18 protein-coding genes are annotated in these 23,002 nt (G+C 61.7%); 10 read left to right on the top strand and 8 right to left on the bottom strand.

Annotated features, from left to right (window positions below; all coding sequences use genetic code 11):
- Position 1: 1 nt before the first annotated feature.
- The 8 genes from BLW80_RS02380 to BLW80_RS02345 form a co-directional block, all read right to left on the bottom strand.
- Positions 2–961, bottom strand: a complete 960-nt coding sequence (locus BLW80_RS02380; RefSeq protein WP_231079844.1) for a carbohydrate ABC transporter permease — start codon at positions 959–961, stop codon at positions 2–4.
- Entirely contained in the window at positions 958–2,280 is a 1,323-nt protein-coding gene (locus BLW80_RS02375; protein WP_093756665.1) for an ABC transporter substrate-binding protein, read from the bottom strand. Before BLW80_RS02375 ends, BLW80_RS02380 begins: the two co-directional genes overlap by 4 nt.
- A 172-nt stretch (positions 2,281–2,452) precedes the next feature.
- Positions 2,453–3,238, bottom strand: a complete 786-nt coding sequence (locus BLW80_RS02370) for an IclR family transcriptional regulator (RefSeq protein ID WP_093756664.1) — start codon at positions 3,236–3,238, stop codon at positions 2,453–2,455.
- 27 nt (positions 3,239–3,265) lie between these two features.
- The gene (locus BLW80_RS02365; RefSeq protein ID WP_170849547.1) at positions 3,266–4,036 is read right to left on the bottom strand and encodes an SDR family NAD(P)-dependent oxidoreductase; all 771 of its coding nucleotides are present in this window, start codon (positions 4,034–4,036) and stop codon (positions 3,266–3,268) included.
- The gene (locus tag BLW80_RS02360; protein WP_093756662.1) at positions 4,033–5,760 is read right to left on the bottom strand and encodes an FAD-dependent oxidoreductase; all 1,728 of its coding nucleotides are present in this window, start codon (positions 5,758–5,760) and stop codon (positions 4,033–4,035) included. Before BLW80_RS02360 ends, BLW80_RS02365 begins: the two co-directional genes overlap by 4 nt.
- Positions 5,761–5,766: 6 nt before the next feature.
- Positions 5,767–6,972 (bottom strand): ABC transporter substrate-binding protein, encoded by a 1,206-nt coding sequence (locus BLW80_RS02355; RefSeq protein ID WP_093756661.1) that lies wholly within the window; start codon positions 6,970–6,972, stop codon positions 5,767–5,769.
- 196 nt (positions 6,973–7,168) lie between these two features.
- On the bottom strand, positions 7,169–8,092 hold the full coding sequence (locus BLW80_RS02350) for a response regulator (protein ID WP_093756660.1): 924 nt from the start codon (positions 8,090–8,092) through the stop codon (positions 7,169–7,171).
- Complete coding sequence (locus BLW80_RS02345) at positions 8,082–11,456, bottom strand: hybrid sensor histidine kinase/response regulator (protein ID WP_093756659.1); 3,375 nt, start codon at positions 11,454–11,456, stop codon at positions 8,082–8,084. The genes BLW80_RS02350 and BLW80_RS02345 overlap by 11 nt, the downstream gene beginning before the upstream one ends.
- A 161-nt stretch (positions 11,457–11,617) precedes the next feature.
- Here BLW80_RS02345 and urtA point away from each other — a divergent pair, with 161 nt between their 5' ends.
- The 10 genes from urtA to BLW80_RS02295 all read left to right on the top strand — a co-directional run bounded on the left by urtA (position 11,618) and on the right by BLW80_RS02295 (position 22,998).
- Entirely contained in the window at positions 11,618–12,877 is a 1,260-nt protein-coding gene (gene urtA / locus BLW80_RS02340) for an urea ABC transporter substrate-binding protein (protein WP_089265234.1), read from the top strand.
- Positions 12,878–13,010: 133 nt separating this feature from the next.
- Positions 13,011–13,937, top strand: a complete 927-nt coding sequence (gene urtB / locus BLW80_RS02335; RefSeq protein ID WP_089265233.1) for an urea ABC transporter permease subunit UrtB — start codon at positions 13,011–13,013, stop codon at positions 13,935–13,937.
- A gap of 36 nt (positions 13,938–13,973) precedes the next feature.
- Positions 13,974–15,119: an urea ABC transporter permease subunit UrtC gene (gene urtC / locus BLW80_RS02330; RefSeq protein ID WP_093756658.1), complete on the top strand. Its 1,146-nt coding sequence runs from the start codon at positions 13,974–13,976 to the stop codon at positions 15,117–15,119.
- A gap of 9 nt (positions 15,120–15,128) precedes the next feature.
- Positions 15,129–15,884, top strand: a complete 756-nt coding sequence (urtD, locus tag BLW80_RS02325; protein WP_068735525.1) for an urea ABC transporter ATP-binding protein UrtD — start codon at positions 15,129–15,131, stop codon at positions 15,882–15,884.
- A gap of 10 nt (positions 15,885–15,894) precedes the next feature.
- Positions 15,895–16,584: an urea ABC transporter ATP-binding subunit UrtE gene (gene urtE, locus BLW80_RS02320; RefSeq protein WP_068735526.1), complete on the top strand. Its 690-nt coding sequence runs from the start codon at positions 15,895–15,897 to the stop codon at positions 16,582–16,584.
- Between the two features lie 49 nt (positions 16,585–16,633).
- Positions 16,634–17,863, top strand: coding sequence for a formamidase (gene fmdA, locus BLW80_RS02315; protein ID WP_093756657.1), 1,230 nt, complete (start codon positions 16,634–16,636; stop codon positions 17,861–17,863).
- Positions 17,864–17,941: 78 nt separating this feature from the next.
- Complete coding sequence (locus BLW80_RS02310) at positions 17,942–18,283, top strand: FmdB family zinc ribbon protein (protein ID WP_093756656.1); 342 nt, start codon at positions 17,942–17,944, stop codon at positions 18,281–18,283.
- 68 nt (positions 18,284–18,351) lie between these two features.
- Positions 18,352–19,191: an aldo/keto reductase gene (locus BLW80_RS02305; protein WP_093756655.1), complete on the top strand. Its 840-nt coding sequence runs from the start codon at positions 18,352–18,354 to the stop codon at positions 19,189–19,191.
- Positions 19,192–19,378: 187 nt separating this feature from the next.
- Entirely contained in the window at positions 19,379–20,332 is a 954-nt protein-coding gene (locus tag BLW80_RS02300; RefSeq protein ID WP_374725716.1) for a DMT family transporter, read from the top strand.
- Positions 20,333–20,580: 248 nt separating this feature from the next.
- A complete protein-coding gene (locus tag BLW80_RS02295) occupies positions 20,581–22,998 on the top strand; it encodes a bifunctional diguanylate cyclase/phosphodiesterase (RefSeq protein ID WP_093756654.1) in 2,418 nt (805 codons plus the stop codon).
- Positions 22,999–23,002 lie beyond the last annotated feature (4 nt).

Below are 23,002 nucleotides of genomic sequence, written 5' to 3'. Positions count from 1 at the left end.
ATCAGGCGCTGCCTCCGGCTTCGTTCCAGTGGGTGCGCTGACGCAGATGCAAGAGCGCGCCGGCGAGCGCGACGATGAGCGCGAAGAACACCACCACGATCGCGGAGGCGTAGCCGACGTCGTAATAGACGAAGGCGACGCTGTAGAGATACAGGTTGATGGTTTCCGAGGCGCTGCCGGGGCCGCCTTGCGTAATGGCGAAGATGATGTCGAAGCTCTTCACGGCGTCGATCATGCGGATCATCGCCGCAATGAACAGGAACGGCATGATCATCGGCAGCGAGATGTAGCGGAAGGTCTGCCACGGGGTCGCGCCGTCGATCTGCGCGCTTTCATAGGGCTCGGTCGGAATAGCGCTGAGGCCGCCGAGCACGATCAGCATGACCAGCGGCGTCCATTGCCACGTCTCCACCAGCACCAGCGACGGGATCGCGGTGGCGGGATGGAACACCCAGAGCGATGGCGGCAGGCCGAACAGCGACAGCAGATAGTTCAGCACGCCGAGCTGCGGGTGGAACATCATCGTCCACACCAGGGCGATGGCGACCGGTGTCGCCATCATCGGCAGGATGAAGAGCCCGCGGAAGAAGCCGCGCAGCGGAAACTTGTTGTTGAAGATCACTGCCGCCAATGTGCCGAGGATCAGCGGCAGCGCGACTGACAGCGCCGTGTAGACCAGGGTGTGCCCCACGGATTCCACGAAACGCGCATCGCTTGGCAGCCTGAGATAATTGGCGAAGCCGACGAAGGTCGGCGCTTGGCCGACCTTCCATTCGTGCAGGCTCATCCAGATCGTATAGACCCACGGGAAGATGATGACCGCCATGACGACGATCATCGCTGGGATCACGAACGGCCAATAGGAAATTGGCCGCCACTCGTTCTTCTTTGCAGTCGCCGTTTCGGCCGCGACCGTTGCGGTCGTTTTGGCGACTGCCTTTCCCGCTGTCAGTTCACTCACGATTTTTCGCTGCGCTCCAGAATCGGCCGGAACTGTTCGTGGGCCTTCTTCAGCTCGGTAGCCGGATCCGCGCCTGCCAAAGTCGCAGTCACAGCGGCGCCGACAAGGTCGCGGAATTCGGCGACAGGCACGATGACCGGCAGGCCGAGCTTGCTGATCTTGGCCGAGGCGATCACCGAATCCAGCCACTCCTGGTTCTTCACGCCCTTGCGCACCGTCTCGTCATTGAGGATCGAATTGCGGAACGGCACGCCGCCGCCGCTCTGCAACAGCCGGGCGCCCATGGTCTTCGACACCGCCCATTGGCAATAGAGATAGGCGGCTTCCTTCTTGGTGCTGGTCTTGGCGATGCCGATGCCGTCGCCATAGGCGGCGGAGAATTGCCCCTTCGGTCCGGCGGGCACGACGGTGTAGCCAATCTTGCCGACCACGCGCGACGCATTGGGATCCTCGATGGGCGGCGCCCAGCCGACACCGTCGATCCACATCGCCGCGCGGCCCTGCGTCAGCGACGCCATCGACTCCATCCAGTTAAAGCCGGCGACGCCGGGAGGCGCCGTCTTGGTGAGAAGGCGCTGATACATCTTGGTCGCTTCGATCGCCTCGGGCCCATCGGTCAGGATATTGCCCTTTGCATCGAGGAACTCGCCGCCATAGTTGAGGAAGAAGTTGGTCCACAGCGTCATGTTGGCGTTGCGGAGGCCACGCCCGGTGAAACCATAGATGCCGTTGGCGGGATCGTTGAGCTTCTCGGCAGCCGCCGCCATCTCATCCATGGTCTTCGGAACCGCGACGCCCTTCTTCGCGAACATCTCCTTGTTGTAGTACAGGATGAAATAGTCGACCGACCACGGCAGCGAGTGCATCTCGCCCTTGTCGTTCTGCGCAAATTGCAGACCGCCGGCGGAGAAGTCGTCGACGCGCAAATCCGGCGCGGTCAGGTTCGGATCCTTCATGAAGCCGGTGAGATCGGCGAGCCAGCCGGCCTTTTCGAACTGGCGCTTCTGGACGTGGTAGCTGACATGCACGACGTCGAAGCTGGGCTTGCCGGAAGTGAGCTCGATCACGGCCTTCTGGCGCTGTTGCTGCTCGGGGATTACTTCGGATTCGACCTTGATGCCGGTCAATTCCGTGAATTCGGAGGCGTATTTCTGCAGCAGTTCGCCGCGCGGGCCCTTGATCAGATTGGCTTCAATCGTGGTGCCTGCGTACTTCTTCCAGGCGGGATCGGCGAAAGCTGGAATGCCGGTGAGGCCAAGCGCGCTGGTGGCGAGCGCCCCCTGCACAAAGGCACGACGTGTCGGGCCGTAAAGAGCCATGTGTCATCCTCCCTCGAGCCGCCTTGACCGGCGGTGATTTTATGGTCGCTCCCCGTGGACCGGAGATGCGCCTAAGGGATCGTAACACGATGGACTGGGGCGACAAGGCCACGCGTCGGGTTGTCAGACAACTTTGCACGCTGCACGCATCTTACGCAGATTGCTGCGCTGCTCAATCCTTGACGTCGCGGCCGAGCCGACGCGAGATCGCATTGGTGCAATCGAGCAGGGCGCTGGCGATCGGGCTGTTCCAGCTGACGTCGAATGTACCCACCGCGCCCATGGCGGTCACGGCCAGAACCACCTCGCCGCTATGATCGAACACCGGTGCGGAGAAGGCATTGACGCCGCGCAAGGGCTCGCCGACGGCGCGGGCCAGCCCGCGCGTGCGAATGTCAGCGAGGATCTTGTCGATGGCCGGGCCTTTTATCTTCCGGTTCGGGTCGTAGCCGATCGAGAGCCGATCGAGATTCTCGGTGAGCGCGGCACTAATGGTTGCGGGTGGCATGAATGCCGCGAATATCCGCCCTGTCGCAGTCTCGAGCAGCGACACCGTGGAGCCCACACGCATGGCGATGTGCACAGGGTGGCTGGGCTCCTCCATGCGCACCACTGTCGGTCCATGGGTACCCCAGATCGCCAGCGAGACGGCGTGGTCGATGGTGCCGGCCAATGCCGTGATGGCCGGCGTTGCCACGCGGACGGCCGACAGGCGACGCAGCGTCACGATGCCGAGTTCGAGGGCGAGTGCACCGAATTCATAACGGCCGGTGGATGGGTCCTGCTCGATCAGGCCGATGCGTGAAAAGCTGGCGAGATAGGGATGCGCTTTGGCCGGTGACATTCCGGCCTCGCGGGCCAGATCCCGCAGCATCATCGGTTCACCATTGCGCACCAGCGCTTGCAGCAATTCACCCCCGACCTCGATCGACTGAATACCGCGACTCTCTTTAGCCATGCTTGCCCCAAACCAGTGCCGCGGACACTACACGGCCAGGAAGCCTCCATCCACTGGCAAGGTTGTGCCGGTGACGTAGGACGCCATGGATGAAGCGAGGAAGACGACGGGGCCGATCAGCTCGTCGGGCTGGCCGACGCGGCCCAGCGGCGTGCGGCCGAGGAAGCCCGCCAATCGTGCGGGATCGTTGCGTGTCGCTTCGGTCATGGCCGTCTCGATCACGCCGGGCGCAATGGCGTTGACGCGCACGCCGTCTTTGGCGACTTCGCGCGCCAGCGCCTGCGTCAGAAGCTTCACGCCGCCCTTGGAGGGCGAATAGCCGAGCGTATCGGCGACCCCGACGAAGGAGGCGATGGAACCAAGATTGATCACGCTGCCGCGTCGCGCGCGCAATGCCGGCAGAAACGCGTGGGTGACGTTGAATACGCCGTTGAGGTTGACGTCGAGTACGCGCCGCCAGTTCTCAACCGCGCGCTCGGAGTCTATGCCCTCGCGAATGATGATGCCGGCATTATTGATCAGGATCGAAATGTCGCCGGCACTCGCTTTGACGGTCTGTGCGAGCTGTCGGCAGGCATCCACATTCGTCACGTCGAGATGGTGATGCCACGATCGCCGCCCTGTGGCTGCAATATCGTTCGCGGTGCGCACAACACCGTCGCGGTCGATGTCGGTGACAACGACATCGGCGCCATGTGCAGCCAGACCCAGCGCAATTGCACGACCGTTGCCAGCGGCAGCACCCGTTACAAGCGCCAATTGACCCTTCAGCAGATCGGGCGCGAAGCTGGTCATCATGCTGCCTTTACCGGTGTGCCGGCGAGGTGGCGGCCGGCGATATAACCGAAGGTGAGCGCGGGGCCGAGCGTGATACCCGCGCCGGGATAATTGCCGCCCATGATGCTCGCCATGTCATTGCCGGCCGCATAGAGGCCGTTGATGACCTGACCGCCGGCATCGAGCGCGCGTGCCTGCGCATCGGTCCTGATGCCGGCATAAGTGCCGAGATCGCCGATCACCATCTTGATGGCATAGAATGGCCCCTGTTCGATAGGCGCGACGCAGGGGTTGGGCCCGTGATTGGCGTCACCCTGATAGCGATTATAGGCGCGGGAGCCCTTGCCATAGGCGGGGTCGCGGCCTTCGGCGGCGGTGTTGTTGAATTGCGCGATGGTCGTGACGAAGCCGCCGGCATCGATGCCGGCCTTGCTGGCGAGCTCTTGGAGCGTGTTGCCCTTGATGAGATAGCCCGAGTTCAGATACTGGCCGATCGGCATCGGGAAGGGCGGCACGGCGCCGAGCCCGTATTGCCGCAAGGCGCGGTGGTCGCAAACGAGCCAGGCCGCGATTTCCTCGCCGGGCTTCGCTGCCTTCATCATCTGCTGGACGAAGGCGTGATAGGAATTGCCTTCGTTGGCGAAGCGGGCACCGTCGCGCATCACGGCGATGACGCCGGGTTTGGCGCGATCGATGAAGTGCGGCATCACGCCCTTGCTGCCGTCCTTGCGATGAGTGACCGAGACAGGCACCCAGGCAGCGGCATTCGGCAATGAATCCTCGACACGGCCGCCCACGGACTCGGCAAGACGAAGACCGTCGCCGGTATTGCCGGTTGGACCGGGCGAATAGTGCTCTCGGCCGGTCGGCGCATGCGGAAACATCGCCTTGCGCCGTTCGATGTCATGCGGGAAGCCGCCGCATGCGAGCACCACGCCGCGGCGTGCGAAGATGCGGATGCGCTTGCCGTTGCGTTCGACGATGGCACCGCGGACCGCGCCGTTCTCAATGATCAGTTCATGCACCGGCGATGACAACCAGAGCGGGATCTTGAGGTCGAAGGCGGATTTGGCGAGACGGCCGGCGAGTGCGTTGCCGTTGGTCAGTGTCATGCCACGGCCATAGCGCAGCACGTTCATGAAGTGCTTTGACAGCCGCTTGGCGACATAGACCGCCGAGGTCAGCGACTTGGTCGCGCGCATGAAATGGATGATGTCCTTGCCGGAGCCAAGCATGATTCCGAACACCGTCAGTTCGGGCAGGGGCGCGCCGATATCTTTGATATGTTCGCCGAGCTCACGCCCGTCGAACGGCCGGGCCACCATGGAACGGCCGCCCTGTTTGCCGCCGGGCGCCTCCGCGTCGTAATCAGGAAAGGTCAGCGGCATGTCGAAGCGCACCGCCGTCTTGCTTGTGAAGAAATCAATCGCTTCGGGCCCTGCGGCGAGAAACGCATCGACGCGTGCGGCATCGTAACTGTTGCCGGCCTCGTGGCGCAGATAGGTGCGCGCTTCGTCGGGGCCCTCATTGATGCCCCAGGCGCGCGCCAGCGATGTGCCGGGAATCCAGAGCCAGCCGCCGGAGCGTGCGGTCGTGCCACCGAACCGGGGCTCCTTTTCGACGATCAGGACATCGAGCCCGCTATGCTTGGCGGTGATCGCCGCTGACATGCCGGAACAACCGGAGCCAGCGACCAGTACGTCGCATTCATAGAGCTCGATGTTCGCTTTGGGATCAGCAGCCATGAGACCTTACTTCTTCAGCAATGGGCATTTCGATTCAGAGAGGGGCCGGAACGCGTCATCGCCCTTCACGGTCTTGACGATGTCGAGATAGTCCCAAGGCTCTTTGGATTCGGACGGCTTCTTGACGCGGGCCAGATACATGTCGCGGATGACGCGGCCGTCCTCACGCAGTTTGCCGCCATGCACGAAGGTGTCCTCGATGGGCAGTTCGCGCATCTTGGCCATCACCCTGGCCGGATCGTCGGTGCCGGCGGCCTTGATGGCCTGGAGATAATGGAGCACCGATCCGTAGACGCCGGTCTGGATCATGGTCGGCATCACCTTGGTGCGTTCGAAGAACTTCTTCGACCAGGCGCGCGTCTTGTCGTCCATGTTCCAGTACGATGCTGTCGTGAGATAGGTGCCTTGGGCAGCCTCGAGTCCGATTGCGTGAACGTCGGTGTCGAACATCAGCAGGCCGACCAGTTTCTGGCCGCCCTTCACGAGGCCGAATTCACCGGATTGCTTGATCGAATTGTCAGTGTCCTGGCCGGCATTGGCGAAGGCGACGACTTCAGCCTTCGAGTTCTGCGCCTGCAGTGCAAAGGATGAGAAGTCGGCGGTGTTGGTCGGATGGCGAACGCCGCCCAGCACCGTGCCGCCGCTCGCCTTGATGAAGCGCGTTGCGTCCTGTTCGAGCTGATTGCCGAAGGCGTAGTCGGCGGTGATGAAGAACCATGACTTTCCACCGCCGGCGACCACAGCAGAGGCCGTCACCTTCGCAAGCGCATAGGTGTCGTAGGTGAAGTGGACCGTGTTGGGGCTGCACAGCTCATCGGTGAGCGTGCTTGCGCCGGGGCCGGACAGCAGTGCGATTTTGTTGCGGTCCTTCGCCAGATTATGAACCGCGATGGCGATGGCGGAGTTCGGGATATCGACAACGGCATCGACCTTGCCGGCGTCGAACCAGTTGCGCGCGATCTGGATGCCGACGTCAGACTTCATCTGATGATCGGCGCTGATGATCTCGATCGGTTTCCCGAGAACGGTCGGGCCGAATTCCTCGAGCGCCATCTTCGCGGCTTCAACCGATCCGGGGCCGCTGTTGTCGCGCCCCCAGCTTGAGAGATCGGTGAGAACACCGATGCGAACGACGTCGTCGGAGACCTGAGCGGAGGCGGTGGATGTCCAAAGCGTGAGCGCGGCTGCGCACACCAGGAACTGGCGTGTCATGTGTTTCTCTCCCCAATGCGGCCTCGTGTCGGGCCAGTCATTCTCTGCTTTTCGACAAATTAGATATTGGCGAAAAGGTTTGTCAATGGCGAATATGTGAATACGCCCGCATCGGCATGCGCGGCGATGCCGCTCGTGCAGCGCAGCATCAAATCAATTGAAGAGGGAGCCGAACTATCCGAATGACGGGTTGAAGCTATTGCCGTCTGTGGCTCGCATTCACCGCAATTGCCGCAGCCGCGGTACGGTTCTCGACGCCAAGTTTGGCGTAGATCTGCTCGAGATGCTTGTCGACGGTGCGCGGTGAGAGGCCGAGTATCTGCGCGATATCGCGGTTGCTCTTGCCCTTGCTGAGCCAGGACAGCACTTCGCCCTCGCGGCCCGTGAGGCCCAGCTCCTTGCTGAATTCGGCGGGGGCGGTTGGTGCGTTCTCCTTGGCGAGACGCAGCAGGAATTCGTCGGAGCCGACTTTCCCCATATATTGCAGACGCAGCAGCTCGTTGCTCGGAAAGCCCGATGACGGTGCCGGCTTGGCACCCGGCCGCTGCATCTGCTCGAGCCACTGCATCATGACTGGTGGCAGCAGCAGTTCATCATTGGGCGCGGCGATCAGGTGATCGCCGAGCAATTTCTGCGCCTGCGGCGTGGCCCAGAGGATATTGCCCTTGTTGCTCACGGCTAGGAGGAAGCGCCCGGAGACATCCAGCGCCGTGCGTGCGCTTTGCGTCAGCCGCGCATTGGCGAGGTGCACGCGGATGCGCGCCAGCATTTCCTCGATGATGATCGGCTTGGTGACGTAATCGACGCCGCCGGCCTCGAGTCCGCGCACGATATGTTCGGTCTCGGACAGCCCGGTCATGAAAATCACGGGCACGTCGCCGAGACCCGCATCGCGCTTTAGCCGGCGACAGGTTTCGAAGCCGTCGATCCCCGGCATGACGGCATCCAGCAGGATGATATCCGGCGTGATCTGTTCGACGATGCGCATCGCTGCAGCGCCGTCCATGGCCACCATCACGGTCATGCCGGCGCCGTCCAAGGCATCAGTCAGTAGTCGCAGTGTTTCCGGCGAGTCATCGACCACCAGTGCGACGTCGCGCTTTTTGGATTCAGTGGTCATAGGTGTACAGCGTCTTCAAGGTGGCCATGTATTGATCGAGGTCGAAGCGATCGATCAGCGAGCGCATCTGGGCGACGAAGTCGGCATGTTCGGGGTGTTCATTGCCGATTTCGTCGAGCTTCAGCTGGATGGCGCGGATGTGCCCCATCTGCCCAAGGCTAATGAGTTCCTCTACATGATGCACGGGCGGCCGGGCGCCGGTGGTGGGCGTCCATTGCGGCAGCGGTGCCACTTCGTCGCGTTCGTATTGCCATTCGATCTTCAGGAGTTGTCCGATCTGTTCCAGCAGCCGCGGCAGTTCGATCGGCTTCATGAGGTAGCCGTCATGGAACGGCTGCGCCAGCGGCGTGCCATGGGCTTCCAGCGCGCTGGCCGAGACCATCAGGATACGCGCTTGATGGTGGCCCGACGACCGTAGCTTCTCCGCCACCGTCCAACCGTCCATGCCGGCCATGGAAATATCCAGCAGGAACAGATCCGGGCGGCAATGCTGGGCGAGGCTGAGGCAGGCCTGGCCATCGGGCGCGCTCAGAAGAATGAAGCCCAGCGGCGTCAGCACCTGACGCAAGAGGTCGCGCTGCGTCGGATCGTCGTCGGTCACGAGAATGGTCTTTCTGATACCGTGATAGCCATAGATCGGCGCATCCACCGGCGCGATGCGCGTGGGGTTCGTTACTTCGGAGAGCAGCATCTTGACGCGGAAGGTGCTGCCGGTGCCAACCTCGCTGCTAACGCGGATGTCGCCGCCCATCACGCCGGCGAGCAGTTTGGAAATCGTGAGACCCAAACCTGTGCCCGTATGGGGCTGCGCAGCGCCAAGTGCGCCGCGTTCGAAGGGCGCGAAGATGCGTTCGAGATCGTCGGGACGAATGCCGGGTCCGGTATCGATGATCTCGAATTCGGCGACCGGGCTGCGATAATGGATCACGAACTGGACGCTGCCGGCCTGCGTGAACTTGATGGCGTTGGAGAGCAGGTTGATCAGGATCTGCCGCAACCGCTTCTCATCGGCATAAACCACGGTCGGCAGGATGTTCGGCCGCCGGAACACGAAGTCGATGCCCTTGGCGGCGGCCTGCAGGCGGAACATGCCGACGAGCTGATCGAGGAAGTCGGTGAGACGGACTTCGTCACGCGACAGATAGAGGCGCCCCGCCTCGATCTTTGAAATATCCAGAATGCCGTCGATCAGCCCCGAGAGATGGTCGGCGCTGCGCTTGACGACGCGCACCTGATCGCGTGGGCGGGTCTGCAGACTGTCGTCCTGCTCCAGGAGCTGCGCATAGCCGCTGATCGCATTCAGCGGCGATCGCAGCTCGTGGCTCAGGCCGACCACATAACGGCTCTTGGCGAGGTTGGCGGATTCTGCGACCTCCTTGGCGCGCTGCAGCTCGGCATCAGTGCGCTTGTGGGCGTCGATTTCCTGCATCAACAGGGTGGTCTGCCGCTTGGTCTCAGCCTCCGCCGCGCGACGGCTTTGCTTGGCCAGCACGAACAGCCATGCCACCACGCCGATGATGATCGCCAGCGCGAAGAACACTTTCCACAGCACTTCCGAGACCTGCGCACTGTCTCCCGGCGATGCGGCGGAGGTCTGCAGATAGATCAGTCCCAGCGTCAGGCCGACAAGGCCGGCAGCGATCATGAACACGCCAAGATAATGGCCGAGCTGCGAATTGAGCCGGGCCAGGATCGGCTCCGGCAGCAATTTGCCGAACGTCGCCGACATCTGTGCGTCGATCCGCGCATGAGGCTTGCAGAGATCGTGGCAACGCGCATCGAGCGAGCAGCACAGTGAGCAGATCGGGCCGGCATAGGCCGGGCAATGCGCCATGTCCTCGGGCTCGAACGAATGTTCGCAGATACAGCACTGGATCGCTGCCATGTTCTGCCAGGCGCGCTTCGGCTTGCGGGCGATGTAATATTTTCCACCGGTCGCGAAGGCGATGATCGGTGCGGTGACGAGGGCGGTCAGCAAAGCGACGAACGGCGACAGCGCCTTGGCCGTGGGCCCGAACAGGCCATAGAAGGCGCTGACCGACATCACGGTTGCTGCCAGCATCGCGCCGACGCCGACCGGGTTGATGTCGTAGAGATGCGCGCGCTTGAACTCCATCTGCTGCGGGCGCAGCCCGAGCGGCTTGTTGATGACCAAGTCAGCAACGAGTGCGCCGACCCAGGCAATCGCAACGTTGGAATACAGCGCCAGCGTCTGCTCCAGCGCCTTGTAGACGCCGATTTCCATCAGTAGCAGCGCAACCAGTACGTTGAACACCAGCCAGACCACGCGGCCGGGATGACTGTGGGTGAGGCGCGAGAAGAAGTTCGACCAGGCGATGGAGCCCGCATAGGCGTTGGTGACGTTGATCTTGAGCTGCGACAGGATCACGAAGGTTCCTGTCAAAGCGAGCGCCAGATCAGGCTGCGACAGCACATAGCGAAACGCTTCGAGATACATATGCGCGGGCTCGGCGGCGTGCTCGGCCGAAACGCCGTGGGTCAGTGCGAAATAGGCGAGGAACGAACCGGCCAACAGCTTGATTGCGCCGACAATGATCCAGCCTGGGCCCGCGCACAGTAGCGCGACCCACCAGCTCGCACGCGAGCTGCGGCGATCGCGCGGCAGGAAGCGCAGGAAGTCGACCTGTTCGCCGATCTGCGCGACCAGCGAGAATACGACCGAAGCGGCCGTGCCAAACAGCAGGAGATCGAGATGGCCGGCGGCGCTGCCGTGGTCGCCCGGAAATTTGGTCCAGGCCACGAAGGAGTCGCGGCTGGCATAGGCGATGGCCGCGAAAGGCAGCAGGTTGAGCACCAGCCAGATCGGCTGGGTCCAGAGCTGAAAACGGCTGATCAGCGTGATGCCGTGGGTCACCAGCGGGATGATGACCACGGCCGATATCAGGTAGCCGATGGGGCGCGGAATGTCGAAGCACATCTCCAGCGCCGAGGCGAGAATGACCGCCTCGATGGCGAAGAAGATGAAGGTGAAAGACGCATAAATCAGCGAGGTAACAGTCGAGCCGATATAGCCGAAACCGGCACCACGGGTGAGGAGATCGATATCAATGCCGCATTTTGCGGCATAATACGCGATCGGTAATCCGCAGCAGAAGATGATGACGCTGACCACCAGGATCGCTGCCGTGGCGTTGGTCATGCCGTAATTGATGGTGATGGTGCCGCCGATGGCCTCGAGGGCGAGAAACGAAATGGCGCCCAATGCCGTGTTTGCGACCCGCGCGGCGGACCAGCGCCTGGCGCTCTTCGCCGTAAAGCGGAGTGCGTAATCCTCCAGGGTCTGGTTGGCGACCCATTGATTGTACTGGCGTCTCACGCGGTCGATACGCTGCCGCCCTGCCACTACTCCGCTCCTGACCCTGTCAAACTACGCATGTTTGCGTGATGCAAAAACCTACGTCGGCATTTTGCGGTGCAGTATACGCGATCTCGCGTATCCGTGCACCGCACAAGTTCAGCAATGCTTGCCTCACCAATAGGCGTACTCGAACCAGTGGGGTTGAAATGTCAGACGAGAAGAAACCGGGCTTGCACTCGCCATTGCGGCGTAAACTGCTGATGGGCATGGCGGCTTTGCCGGCAATGTCGCTGCTTCCGCGCACATCTTTTGCTCAGGCGCCGGCTACCTCGGCCATCAATACCACCGGCCTTGCGGTTACCGATACGGAAGTCACCGTCGGTATCCTGCACTCGGTTACGGGCACGATGGCGATCTCGGAAACCGGCTCGGTTCAGGCTGAAAAGCTCGCCATCGACCAGATCAACGCCATGGGCGGCGTGCTCGGCCGCAAGATCAAGTTCATCCAGGAAGATGGCGCGTCGGACTGGCCGACCTTCGCCGAAAAGGCCAAGAAGTTGCTGGTCAACGACAAGGTCGCCGCCATCATGGGCTGCTGGACCTCGGCCTCCCGCAAGGCCGTGCTGCCGGTCATGGAACAATATAACGGCATGCTCTACTACCCGACCTTCTATGAAGGTCTCGAGCAGTCGAAGAACGTGATCTATACCGGTCAGGAAGCCACCCAGCAGATCCTCGCCGGCCTCGACTGGGTCTCCAAGACCAAGAACGGCAAGAGCTTCTATCTGATCGGCTCGGACTATATCTGGCCGCGCACATCGATGAAGATCGCCCGCAAGCACATCGAGGGCAAGCTCGGCGGCAAGGTGTCGGGCGAAGAATACTTCCCGCTCGGCCACACCCAGTTCAACTCGGTGATCAACAAGATCAAGCTGACCAAGCCGGACGTGATCTATGCGGCGGTCGTCGGCGGCTCCAACGTCGCCTTCTACAAGCAGCTCAAGGCGGCCGGCATCGACCTGTCGAAGCAGACCATGCTGACCATTTCGGTCACCGAGGACGAGATCGACGGCATCGGTGGTGAAAACATCGCGGGCGCCTATGCCTGTATGAAGTACTTCCAGTCGCTCGATAATCCGAACAACAAGGAATTCGTCGCCGCCTTCAAGAAGATGTGGGGCGAGAAGACCGTGATCGGCGACGTGACGCAGGCCGCCTATCTCGGCCCGTGGCTCTGGAAAATGACGGTCGAAAAGGCCGGCAGCTTCGATATCGACAAGATCGCGCCTGCGTCTGCGGGTATCGAATTCACCAAGGCGCCGGAAGGCTACGTCAAGGTCCATCCGAACCACCATCTGTGGTCCAAGGCCCGCGTCGGCCAGGCCCAGCTCGATGGCCAGTTCAAGGTGGTCTACGAGACGCCCGAACTGATCGAGCCGGATCCGTTCCCCAAGGGCTACCAGTAAGCCTTCCTCCTCAAGCGCGGAGCGTGTCTCCGCGCAGCTTCTCCTTGGCGCGGACGACCTATCCGCGCACGACAACCCCGCGTCGCGTCTCATCGCGCGGCGCGGGACCCTTTCCCTGACGGAGGACGGATCGATGTTCGGCGACTATTCGATTGGCGATCTTGGCGCCATCTTCGCAATGCAGGGCTTTGCCGGCCTGATCCTGTTCTCGGTCTATGTGCTGATGGCACTCGGTCTCGCCATCATCTTCGGCCAGATGGGCGTCATCAACATGGCGCATGGCGAATTCATGATCCTCGGCGCCTACGTCACCTGGCTGACGTCGAGCTTCTTCCAGTCGCATCTGCCGTCGCTGTTCTCCGGCTACTTCTTCGTCGCCATGATCCTCGCTTTCATCGCCTCCGGTGCACTGGGGATGCTGGTCGAATGGGGGCTGATACGGCATCTCTACAAGCGCCCGCTTGATACGCTGCTGGCGACCTGGGGCCTCAGCCTGATCCTGCAGCAGGCTTATCGTTCGGTGTTCGGTGCGCGCGAAGTCGGCGTCGAACTGCCGCAATGGATGATGGGCTCCAAGCAGGTCACCGATACGATCGAAGTGCCGATCAACGGCATCTTCGTGATGGTGCTGACGCTGGGGATCACCATGGTGGTCGCCTACATCATGTACAAGTCGCGCTGGGGTCGTCAGGTTCGCGCCGTGGTGCAGAACCGTGTGATGGCTGGCGCCGTCGGCATCAATACCGAGAAGGTCGACCGCTACACCTTCGGCCTCGGCTGCGGGATCGCGGGGATCGCGGGCTCCGCCTTCACCATGATCGGTTCGACCGGCCCGACCTCCGGCCAGCTCTACATCGTCGACACGTTCCTCGTCGTGGTGTTCGGCGGTGCGGCCAGTCTGTTCGGCACCATCGCCTCGGCCTTCACCATCTCTCAGGCGCAGTCGACCATGGAGTTCTTCATGTCCGGTTCTATGGCCAAGGTGCTGACGCTGCTCACCATCGTCGCGATCCTGATGATCCGGCCGCAGGGCCTGTTCGCCCTCAAGGTCCGCAAGTAAGCGCGTGCAGTACAGACAGAGCAGGGCAATCATCACATGATCAATTCACGCTTCTTCAACCGCTCGGAGCTTCTTGGTTTCCTGTCGCTGCTGCTGCTGCTCGCAGTCATTCTGCCGCTGTTTCTGGATGTGTTTCGTCTCAACCTTGTCGCCAAATATCTGACCTATGCCTTCGTCGCCTTGGGCCTTGTGATGTGCTGGGGTTATGGCGGCATTCTGAGCCTCGGGCAGGGCGTGTTCTTCGGCCTTGGCGGCTACTGCATGGCGATGTTCCTGAAGCTGGAAGCGTCCAGCGTTGCCAACACTAAGATCCAGTCGACGCCCGGCATTCCGGATTTCATGGACTGGAACCAGATCACGGCGCTGCCAATGTTCTGGAAGCCGTTTCACTCGCTGACGCTGACCGTCATCGCCATTCTCGTGGTGCCCACGCTGCTGGCCTTCATCATTGGCGCGGCGATGTTCAAGCGGCGTGTCGGCGGCGTCTATTTCGCCATTATCACCCAGGCCATCGCGGCGATCGCAACCATTCTGATCATCGGCCAGCAGGGCTATACCGGCGGCATCAACGGCATGACCGACCTGCGCACGCTGAACGGATGGGATATCCGTACCGATCACGCCAAGGTCATCCTCTACTTCTTCGAAGTCTTCGTGCTGTTCGCCTGTATCGTCACCGCGCAGTTCATCCGGCTGACCAAGCTCGGGCGCATTCTGGTGGCGATGCGCGAACAGGAAGACCGGGTCCGCTTCTCCGGTTACAGCGTGGCCAATTTCAAGATCTTTGCCTTCTGTGCCGCGGCGATGTTCGCGGCGATCGGCGGCGCCATGTTCACGCTGCAGATCGGCTTCATGTCGCCGTCCTTCGTCGGCATCGTGCCGTCGATCGAAATGGTGATCTACACGGCGGTTGGCGGCCGTATGTCCATCTTCGGCGCGGTCTACGGCACGCTGCTGGTGAACTACGCCAAGACGATGCTGTCGGAATCCTTCCCCGAGCTCTGGCTGTTCGGCCTCGGCGGCTTGTTCATCGCCGTGGTGCTGTTCTTCCCCAATGGCCTGTCCGGCATCTGGCGCGATCACGTGGCGCGTCACATCGATCGCCTGATCGCCATGCGCTCGTCTAAATCCAAGAAGGCTTGGGCCATCAAATCCGCCGCCGACGGCGCGCCGGCCGAGTAAGGGGACATCATGCTCATCGGACATCAGCCCAAAGAGTTTTTGCTCGCGGTCGAAGGGCTCACCGTTTCCTTCGACGGCTTCAAGGCGGTCAACGATCTCTCCTTCTATGTGGAGGAGAACGAGATCCGCGTCATTATCGGTCCCAACGGCGCGGGCAAGACCACCGTCCTCGATCTGATCTGCGGCAAGACCAAAGCCACCTCGGGCTCGGTCCAGTTTCGCGGCACCGAACTCACCAAATTGAAAGAGAACCAGATCGTGCAGGCCGGCGTCGGCCGCAAGTTCCAGACGCCGTCGGTCTATGACGACCTCACGGTGTTCGAGAATCTGGAGATTTCCTATCCGCGTGGTCGCTCGGTGTTCGGCTCGCTGATGTTCAAGCGCGACGCCGCGGTGCGAGAGCGCGTCGAGGAGGTCGCCGAGATGATCTTCCTGAAGGATCGTCTCAACATGTATGCCGATGTGCTCTCGCACGGCCAGAAGCAGTGGCTCGAGATCGGCATGCTGCTGATCCAGGATCCGGACCTGCTGATGCTCGACGAGCCCGTCGCCGGCATGAGCGTCAGCGAGCGCGTCAAGACGGCGGAGCTGCTCAATACGATCATCAAGAACCGCTCGGTTCTGGTGATCGAACACGACATGAAATTCGTCGAGGACATCGCCCACAAGGTGACCGTGCTGCATCAGGGACAGATCCTGTCCGAAGGCACCATGGAGAAGGTTCAGAACGATCCCAAGGTCATCGAAGTCTATCTGGGTCATTGAGGAGATCATCATGCTCGCGATCAACGATCTCCACGTCGCTTACGGCCAGAGCGAAGTTCTGCATGGCCTCAACGTCTCGGTGCAGCCCAACGAAATCGTGGCCATCATGGGCCGCAACGGCATGGGCAAGACCACGCTGATGAAGTCGCTGATGGGCATCGTGCCGACCAAGTCCGGCTCGGTGACCATGGAAGGCAAGGAGCTCGGCGCGCTGAAGAGCTATGAGCGCGTCGCGCGCGGCCTCGCTTATGTCCCGCAGGGTCGCATGATCTTCTCCCACATGACGGTGAAGGAGAATATCGAGACCGGCCTTGTCGCCTCCGGCGAGAAGGAAGTGCCGGGCGATCTCTATGAGCTGTTCCCGGTGCTGCTCGAAATGAAAGGCCGCCGCGGCGGCAATCTCTCCGGCGGCCAACAGCAGCAGCTTGCCATAGCCCGCGCGCTCGCCACCAAGCCGAAGGTGCTGCTGCTCGATGAGCCCACCGAAGGCATCCAGCCGTCGATCATCAAGGACATGGCCCGCACGCTGAAACATATCCGCGACACCAAGGGTCTTTCGATCATCGTCTCCGAACAGGTGCTGAGTTTCGCGCTCGACGTCGCCGACCGCGTGCTGGTGATCGAGAACGGTGAGATCGTTCGCGACGAAGCCCGCGAGGGCATCGATGCCGCGCAGATCGCCAAGTACCTGTCCGTCTAATTCACCACGCGTCCAACCACCAAGACCAGTAACCGAAGGGGAGCATTGAATGCCAGATACACTGATCAAGGTCGACCTTACGCAATCGGCCTACGACAACGACATGATTCACAACCGCTGGCATTCGGACATTCCCATGGTCGCATGGGTCAATCCCGGCGATGATTTCATCGTCGAGACCTATGACTGGACCGGCGGCTTCATCAAGAACAACGACAGCGCCGACGACGTGCGCGACATCGACCTGTCGATCGTGCACTTCCTGTCCGGCCCGATCGGCGTCAAGGGCGCGGAGCCCGGTGATCTCCTCGTCGTCGATCTGCTCGATGTCGGCCCGATGAAAGATTCGCTGTGGGGTTTCAACGGCTTCTTCTCCAAGCAGAATGGCGGTGGCTTCCTGACCGATCACTTCCCGGAAGCGCAGAAGTCGATCTGGGACTTCAAGGGCATGTACACCTCGTCGCGCCATATCCCGGGCGTGAATTTCGCCGGCCTCATCCATCCCGGTCTGATCGGCTGTCTGCCAGATCCGAAACTGCTCGCCACCTGGAACGAGCGCGAGACTGCACTGATCGCGACGAACCCGACCCGTGTGCCCGGCCTTGCCAATCCGCCGTTCGGCCCGACTGCCCATATGGGCCGGCTGAAGGGCGAGGCGAAGGAGAAGGCTGCGGCCGAAGGCGCACGCACCGTGCCGCCGCGCGAGCATGGCGGCAATTGCGACATCAAGGATCTGTCGCGCGGCTCGAAGGTCTATTTCCCGGTCTATGTCCCTGGCGGCGGTCTCTCCATGGGCGACCTGCACTTCTCGCAGGGCGACGGCGAAATCACCTTCTGCGGCGCCATCGAGATGGCCGGCTGGCTGCACATCAAGGTCGATGTCATCAAGGACGGCGTGTCGAAATACGGTATCAAGAACCCCGTGTTCAAGCCGTCACCGATGACGCCGAACTACAACGACTTCCTGATCTTCGAAGGCATCTCTGTCGATGAGCAGGGCAAGCAGCATTATCTCGACGTGCATATCGCCTATCGTCAGGCCTGTCTGAATGCCATCGAATATCTGAAGAAGTTCGGCTATTCCGGTGCGCAGGCTTATTCGATCCTCGGCACAGCGCCGGTGCAGGGCCACATCTCCGGCGTCGTCGACGTGCCCAATGCCTGCGCCACACTGTGGCTGCCGACGCAGATCTTCGACTTCGACATCAATCCGTCGTCGGCGGGCCCGATCAAGCACATCAAGGGCGACATCCAGATGCCGCTCTCGCCGGACAAGTAACGCGGTCAACTCGGCTGCGGGGCTCTAGTCACGGCCCCGCAGCACCTTTTTCTGATGTGCGAAAGAGAGTGAAGCGCCATGCCGGTCTATGAATATCTCTGCGATGATTGCGGCCCGTTCACCGACATGCGTCCGATGGCGGAATGCGACGAGCCGCAGGACTGCCCGCATTGCGCGACGCAGGCGCCGCGGGTGATCCTGACCGCGCCGGCGTTCTTCTGCATGCCCTCGGACAAGCGCAAAGCGCACGCCACTAACGAGCGCAGCCGCAACGCACCGAAGACATCCGCGGAATACAAGGCGGCACACGGGGCTGGCTGCGGTTGCTGTTCCGGCAAGAAGCCGTCGCGGCTGGTCAAGCAGACCCGCTCGGGCGCCAAGAGCTTCCCGACAGCGCGGCCGTGGATGATCAGCCACTGACTCCTCTGAATTGATGCGCTAAAGTCCACTCCCGTGTGCCTCATTGCCGCGGGAGGCGGAGGCGCACCATGCGACACAATCCATTCGGCCAAACCAAGCGCGACGTTTCAGTCATCGGGCAGGGCACCTGGTATATCGACCATAGTGACCGCGCTGCGGCGGTCAGGGCGCTGCAGGCCGGCCTCGATGCCGGCATGACCCATATCGACACGGCCGAAATGTATGGTGACGCGGAACTCGTGATTGCAGAGGCCATCGCCCGCCGTCGCGACGAGGTGTTCCTAGTCTCCAAGGTGCTGCCGAGCAACGCGTCGCGGAAGGGCACCATTGCCGCCTGCGAGCGCTCGCTGAAGCGGCTGGGGACTGATCGGCTCGATTGCTACCTGCTGCACTGGCGCGGTCAGGTTCCGCTTGCCGAGACTGTCGCCGCCTTCGGAGAGTTGAAGGCGGCCGGCAAGCTTGCCTCCTGGGGCGTCAGCAACTTCGATGTCGACGATCTCAACGAGCTGTCGAAACTCGCAGGCAAGGGCGCCATCGCCTGCAATCAGGTGCTCTATCATTTGCAGGAGCGCGCCATCGAACACCGCGTGATCCCGTGGTGCGAGAGCCATGGCGTCGCCGTCGTGGCCTATTCGCCGTTCGGTCATAATGATTTCCCGTCGACGCGCTCGCCGGGCGGCAAAATCCTGCAGCAGATCGCCGACGCCCATCTGGCCACGCCGCGGCAGGTGGCGCTGGCTTTCCTGATCCGTCAGCCAACGGTCTTCGCAATTCCGAAGGCGTCTTCGGCCGCCCATGCGGCGGACAACGCGGGGGCGAGTGCATTGACACTCAGCGCGGCCGAACTGGCTGATATTGGAAAGGTATTCCCGCTCGGCCGGGAGCCTTCCAGTCTGCCGATGCTGTAGGGATGCGGTAAAATCGATGCTGCGCTGCACGCTGGCCGCTGATGCATCGGCCGGCATAGGCTTTTTTGCCTGCCTGCATATCCGTGTCCTGATATCGGCAGTTGTCCCGGCCTCGTGATCGTCGTTTTGTGAGCCGTATTCGATTCGGCTCGCATGCACCGACGAGCCCGCATATTGGTCCCCGCTCGTGACAAGCCATGTTCCGCCGCCGAAGACTGCTGCCCCTGTATCGGCGCATCGCCATACCGACCGGCCGCTGCGCGGCATTCTGATGATCATTTGCTCGACGGCGTTTCTGGCGTCATCGGATGCGATGGCGAAATATCTGTCGCGCACGGGCATGCCATCGGTGGAGATCGCCTGGATCCGCTTTCTGGTGTTCGTCGTGATCCTGCTGCCGATCGTGTTGGCGCCGGCCTCGGGCAATCCGATGCGCTCGACGCGGCCGCTGCTGCAGGTATTTCGCGGGCTGGGCCTGTTGTGTTCGTCGATCTTCTTCATCATGGCGCTCGGTTATCTGCCGATCGCGGAAGCGACTGCGACTGGCTTCATCTCGCCGCTATTCGTCACCGGGCTATCGGTTCTCTTCCTCGGCGAAAAGGTCGGTCTGCGCCGCTGGACCGCCACCATCGCAGGGCTTCTGGGCGTATTGATCATCGTGCGGCCGGGTACCGCGGCGTTTCAGCCCGGTACGATCTTTCCGATCATTTCGGCGCTGGGCTGGGCGACCGCATTGGTGCTGACGCGCAAAATCAGCGGGGCCGACCGCGCCATCACCACGATGGCGTTCTCGGCGATCACCGGCTTTCTCGTGCTCAGTGTCATCGTGCCGTTCTACTGGATCGTGCCGAGCTGGACGCAGATCGCGCTCGGCGTTGGTATTGGCGTCGCCGCTACTGTCGGCCACTGGATTGTCGTATTGGCCTTTCGCTATGCGGATGCATCGGTACTGGCGCCGTTCTCCTATGTGCAGCTGGTGTGGGTGACGCTGATCGGCTTCTTCCTTTTTGGTGAAGTGCCCGATGCTGTCACTTTCGCCGGTGCTGCAATCATCATCGCCAGTGGTGTCTACACCGCACATCGCGAACGCGTGCGCCGCGCGCAGGTCACCGCGCCGGCGGAACCTTATCCGAGCGCCTAATGATGAGCTGTTGATCGAGACAGGTCGTCCCCATTGCTCGATTTTCCCCTGAGCCATGGCGCTTGTGGTGGGTACATCCGAATGTGTTGCATATTTTTCCGCAAACATGGACGATGATACCCGGCATATTTCGGGCTTTATCGCGGCTTAAGAATAACAGCTCTTCTGTGCAATTTTTCCGTGAGTTTTAAACATTCCGAACGTTGCACGCGCTATGCTTCGATATCTCGTCATATGTTGGTATCTTTATGCTACGAGTCTGGAATTGCATCGAGTTGCAGCATGACTGGCGGCAGATTCTGCTGGCGGCAGCGGTGTGTTTTCTCTCCAGCCTTGCTGCCGTCAACCTGTTCACGCGTGCGCGCACCGCATTGCCCGACACGCGCCTTGCGTGGTTGATTACCGCAGGCGCGGTCACCGGATTCGGCACATGGGCGACGCATTTCATCGCGATGCTCGCATACACGCCTGGTTTCGAACTCCATTACGACCTCATCATCACCGCCTGTTCGCTCGTCGCCTCTGCAGTAATGACCACGGCCGGCTTCGCCATCGCGCTGTTTAATCGAACCAAACGGAACGCGCTGGCCGGCGGCGCGGTGATCGGCCTCGGCATCGCCTGCATGCACTATATGGGCATGGCGTCGCTGCGCATCCCCGCCATCATCCAGTGGATGCCGGACCTCGTGACGGCGTCGGTCGTTGGCGGCATGGTGATTGCCGCCTTGGCGATCCTCGTTGCCCAGACCGCCGACCGGTCCGGCAAGCTGCTCGTTGCCGCATTGCTTCTGACGCTCGCGATCTGCGTGCATCACTTCGTTGCCATGGGCGCGATCGATCTGACCTACAATGCAGCAGCTGCTGAGAACCAAAGTCTGCTGTCGCCGATCGAACTGTCGCTGGCCATTGCGGCCTTCACCGCCGCCGTGGTGATCGCGGGCCTCGTCGTTGCCATAACAGATCAGCGCACCCGCCGCAGCATGAGCAAGCGCAATCTGCAGCTCGATGCGGCGCTCAACAATATGGAGCAGGGCCTATGCATGTATAGCGCCGATGGCCTGCTCGAATTGTGGAACGAAAGCTACATGCGCATGTACAATATCCCGCCGGCGAAAATGTTCGCCGGCGCGACTGAGGATCAGGTGCTGGCAATTCGCGCGGCAGCTGGCACGCTGTTCGTCGATATGGATAGTTATGAGATGAAGATGCGGACGGCGCTCGCGGATCGCGTGCCGAGCAGCCAGACCGCCGAGCTGCCGGATGGACGCGCCATCAATGTGCGCTACCGGCCGATGAAGAATGGCGGCTGGGTCGCGACCCACGCCGACATCACCGACCGCAAACTCAGCGAAGCGCGGATCGTGCATCTCGCGCGGCACGATCCGATCACCGATCTGCCCAATCGTGTTGCCTTCAACGAACATCTGGCCCGCGTCTTCAAAGAGGCCTCGGCGGGACACGGCTCGTTTGCGATCGCGCGGATCGATATCGACCGTTTCAGAGAAACAAATGATGTATACGGCCAGGCCACCGGAGACGCTGTATTGGCTGAGCTAGCGAAGCGGCTGGCGCAAGCCTGCAACGGTGCATTTCTGGCACGGCCGAGTGGCGATATCTTTTCGATCGTGTCTCATCTCGGCGCGGAGCCGCAAACAGCGGAAGATCTCTGTGCGCGGTTGTCGGGCATTCTCGATAATACGTTTCAGATCGACGGCCAGCACGTCAATGTTCGCTGTAGTATCGGCATCTCCGTCTATCCGCAGGACGGCCAGGATATCGAAGCTCTCATTGCGCATGCGGATCTGGCGCTCGATCGCGCCAAGGCCGAGGAACGCGGCACCATCCGCTTCTTCGAGGCTGCGATGGATCAGCACATCCGCGAGAAGCGACTGCTGCAACGCGATCTCGCGGTGGCGGTCGAGAACAAGCAATTCCAACTCTATTTTCAGCCGCAGGCGACCACCGAGGGCGCTGTCGTCGCCTTCGAGGTTCTGCTGCGCTGGCGGCATCCCGAGCGCGGCATCATCTCGCCGACGGTGTTCATTCCGCTGGCGGAGGAGAGCGGTCTGATAGGCGCGATCGACGAGTGGGTAGTGCGCGAGGCCTGTCGCGAGGCGGCGACCTGGGTCAATCCGCTGTCGATCGCCATCAACCTGTCGCCAGTCAACTTTCAGCGTGGCGATGTACCCGGGATGCTCGCCGCCGTTCTGGCGGAAACCGGTCTCTGCCCGAAGCGTGTCGAGATCGAGATCACCGAAGGCGTGCTGATTGACGATTTTGCTGGTGCCATCGCGATCCTGCACGCCGTCAAGGAACTGGGCGTTCGCGTCGCTATGGACGATTTCGGCACGGGTTATTCGAGCCTGAGCTATCTGCAGGCTTTCCCCTTCGACAAGATCAAGATCGACCAGACCTTCGTGGCCAATCTCGAGGACAATCCGCAGTCCGCGGCTATTGTCCATGCCATCATCGGGCTCGGCCGCTCGTTAAAGCTGCCGGTGATCGCCGAGGGCGTCGAGACCGTCGCCCAAATGTCGTTTCTTGCCGCCGAGGGCTGTGCGGAGATCCAAGGCTTCCTGATCGGCCGCCCGCAGCCGATTGCGCATTATCAAAGCGTCGTCAGTGCCCCGGGTGGTACCGCCGCCGCGGTGAAGCGAGCCAGCTAGCTCT

The sequence above is a fragment of the Tardiphaga sp. OK245 genome (assembly GCF_900108575.1).
GTDB lineage: Bacteria > Pseudomonadota > Alphaproteobacteria > Rhizobiales > Xanthobacteraceae > Tardiphaga > Tardiphaga robiniae.
Note: the sequence above shows the minus strand (reverse complement) of the source record. Positions and strands in the feature narration are given on the sequence as shown.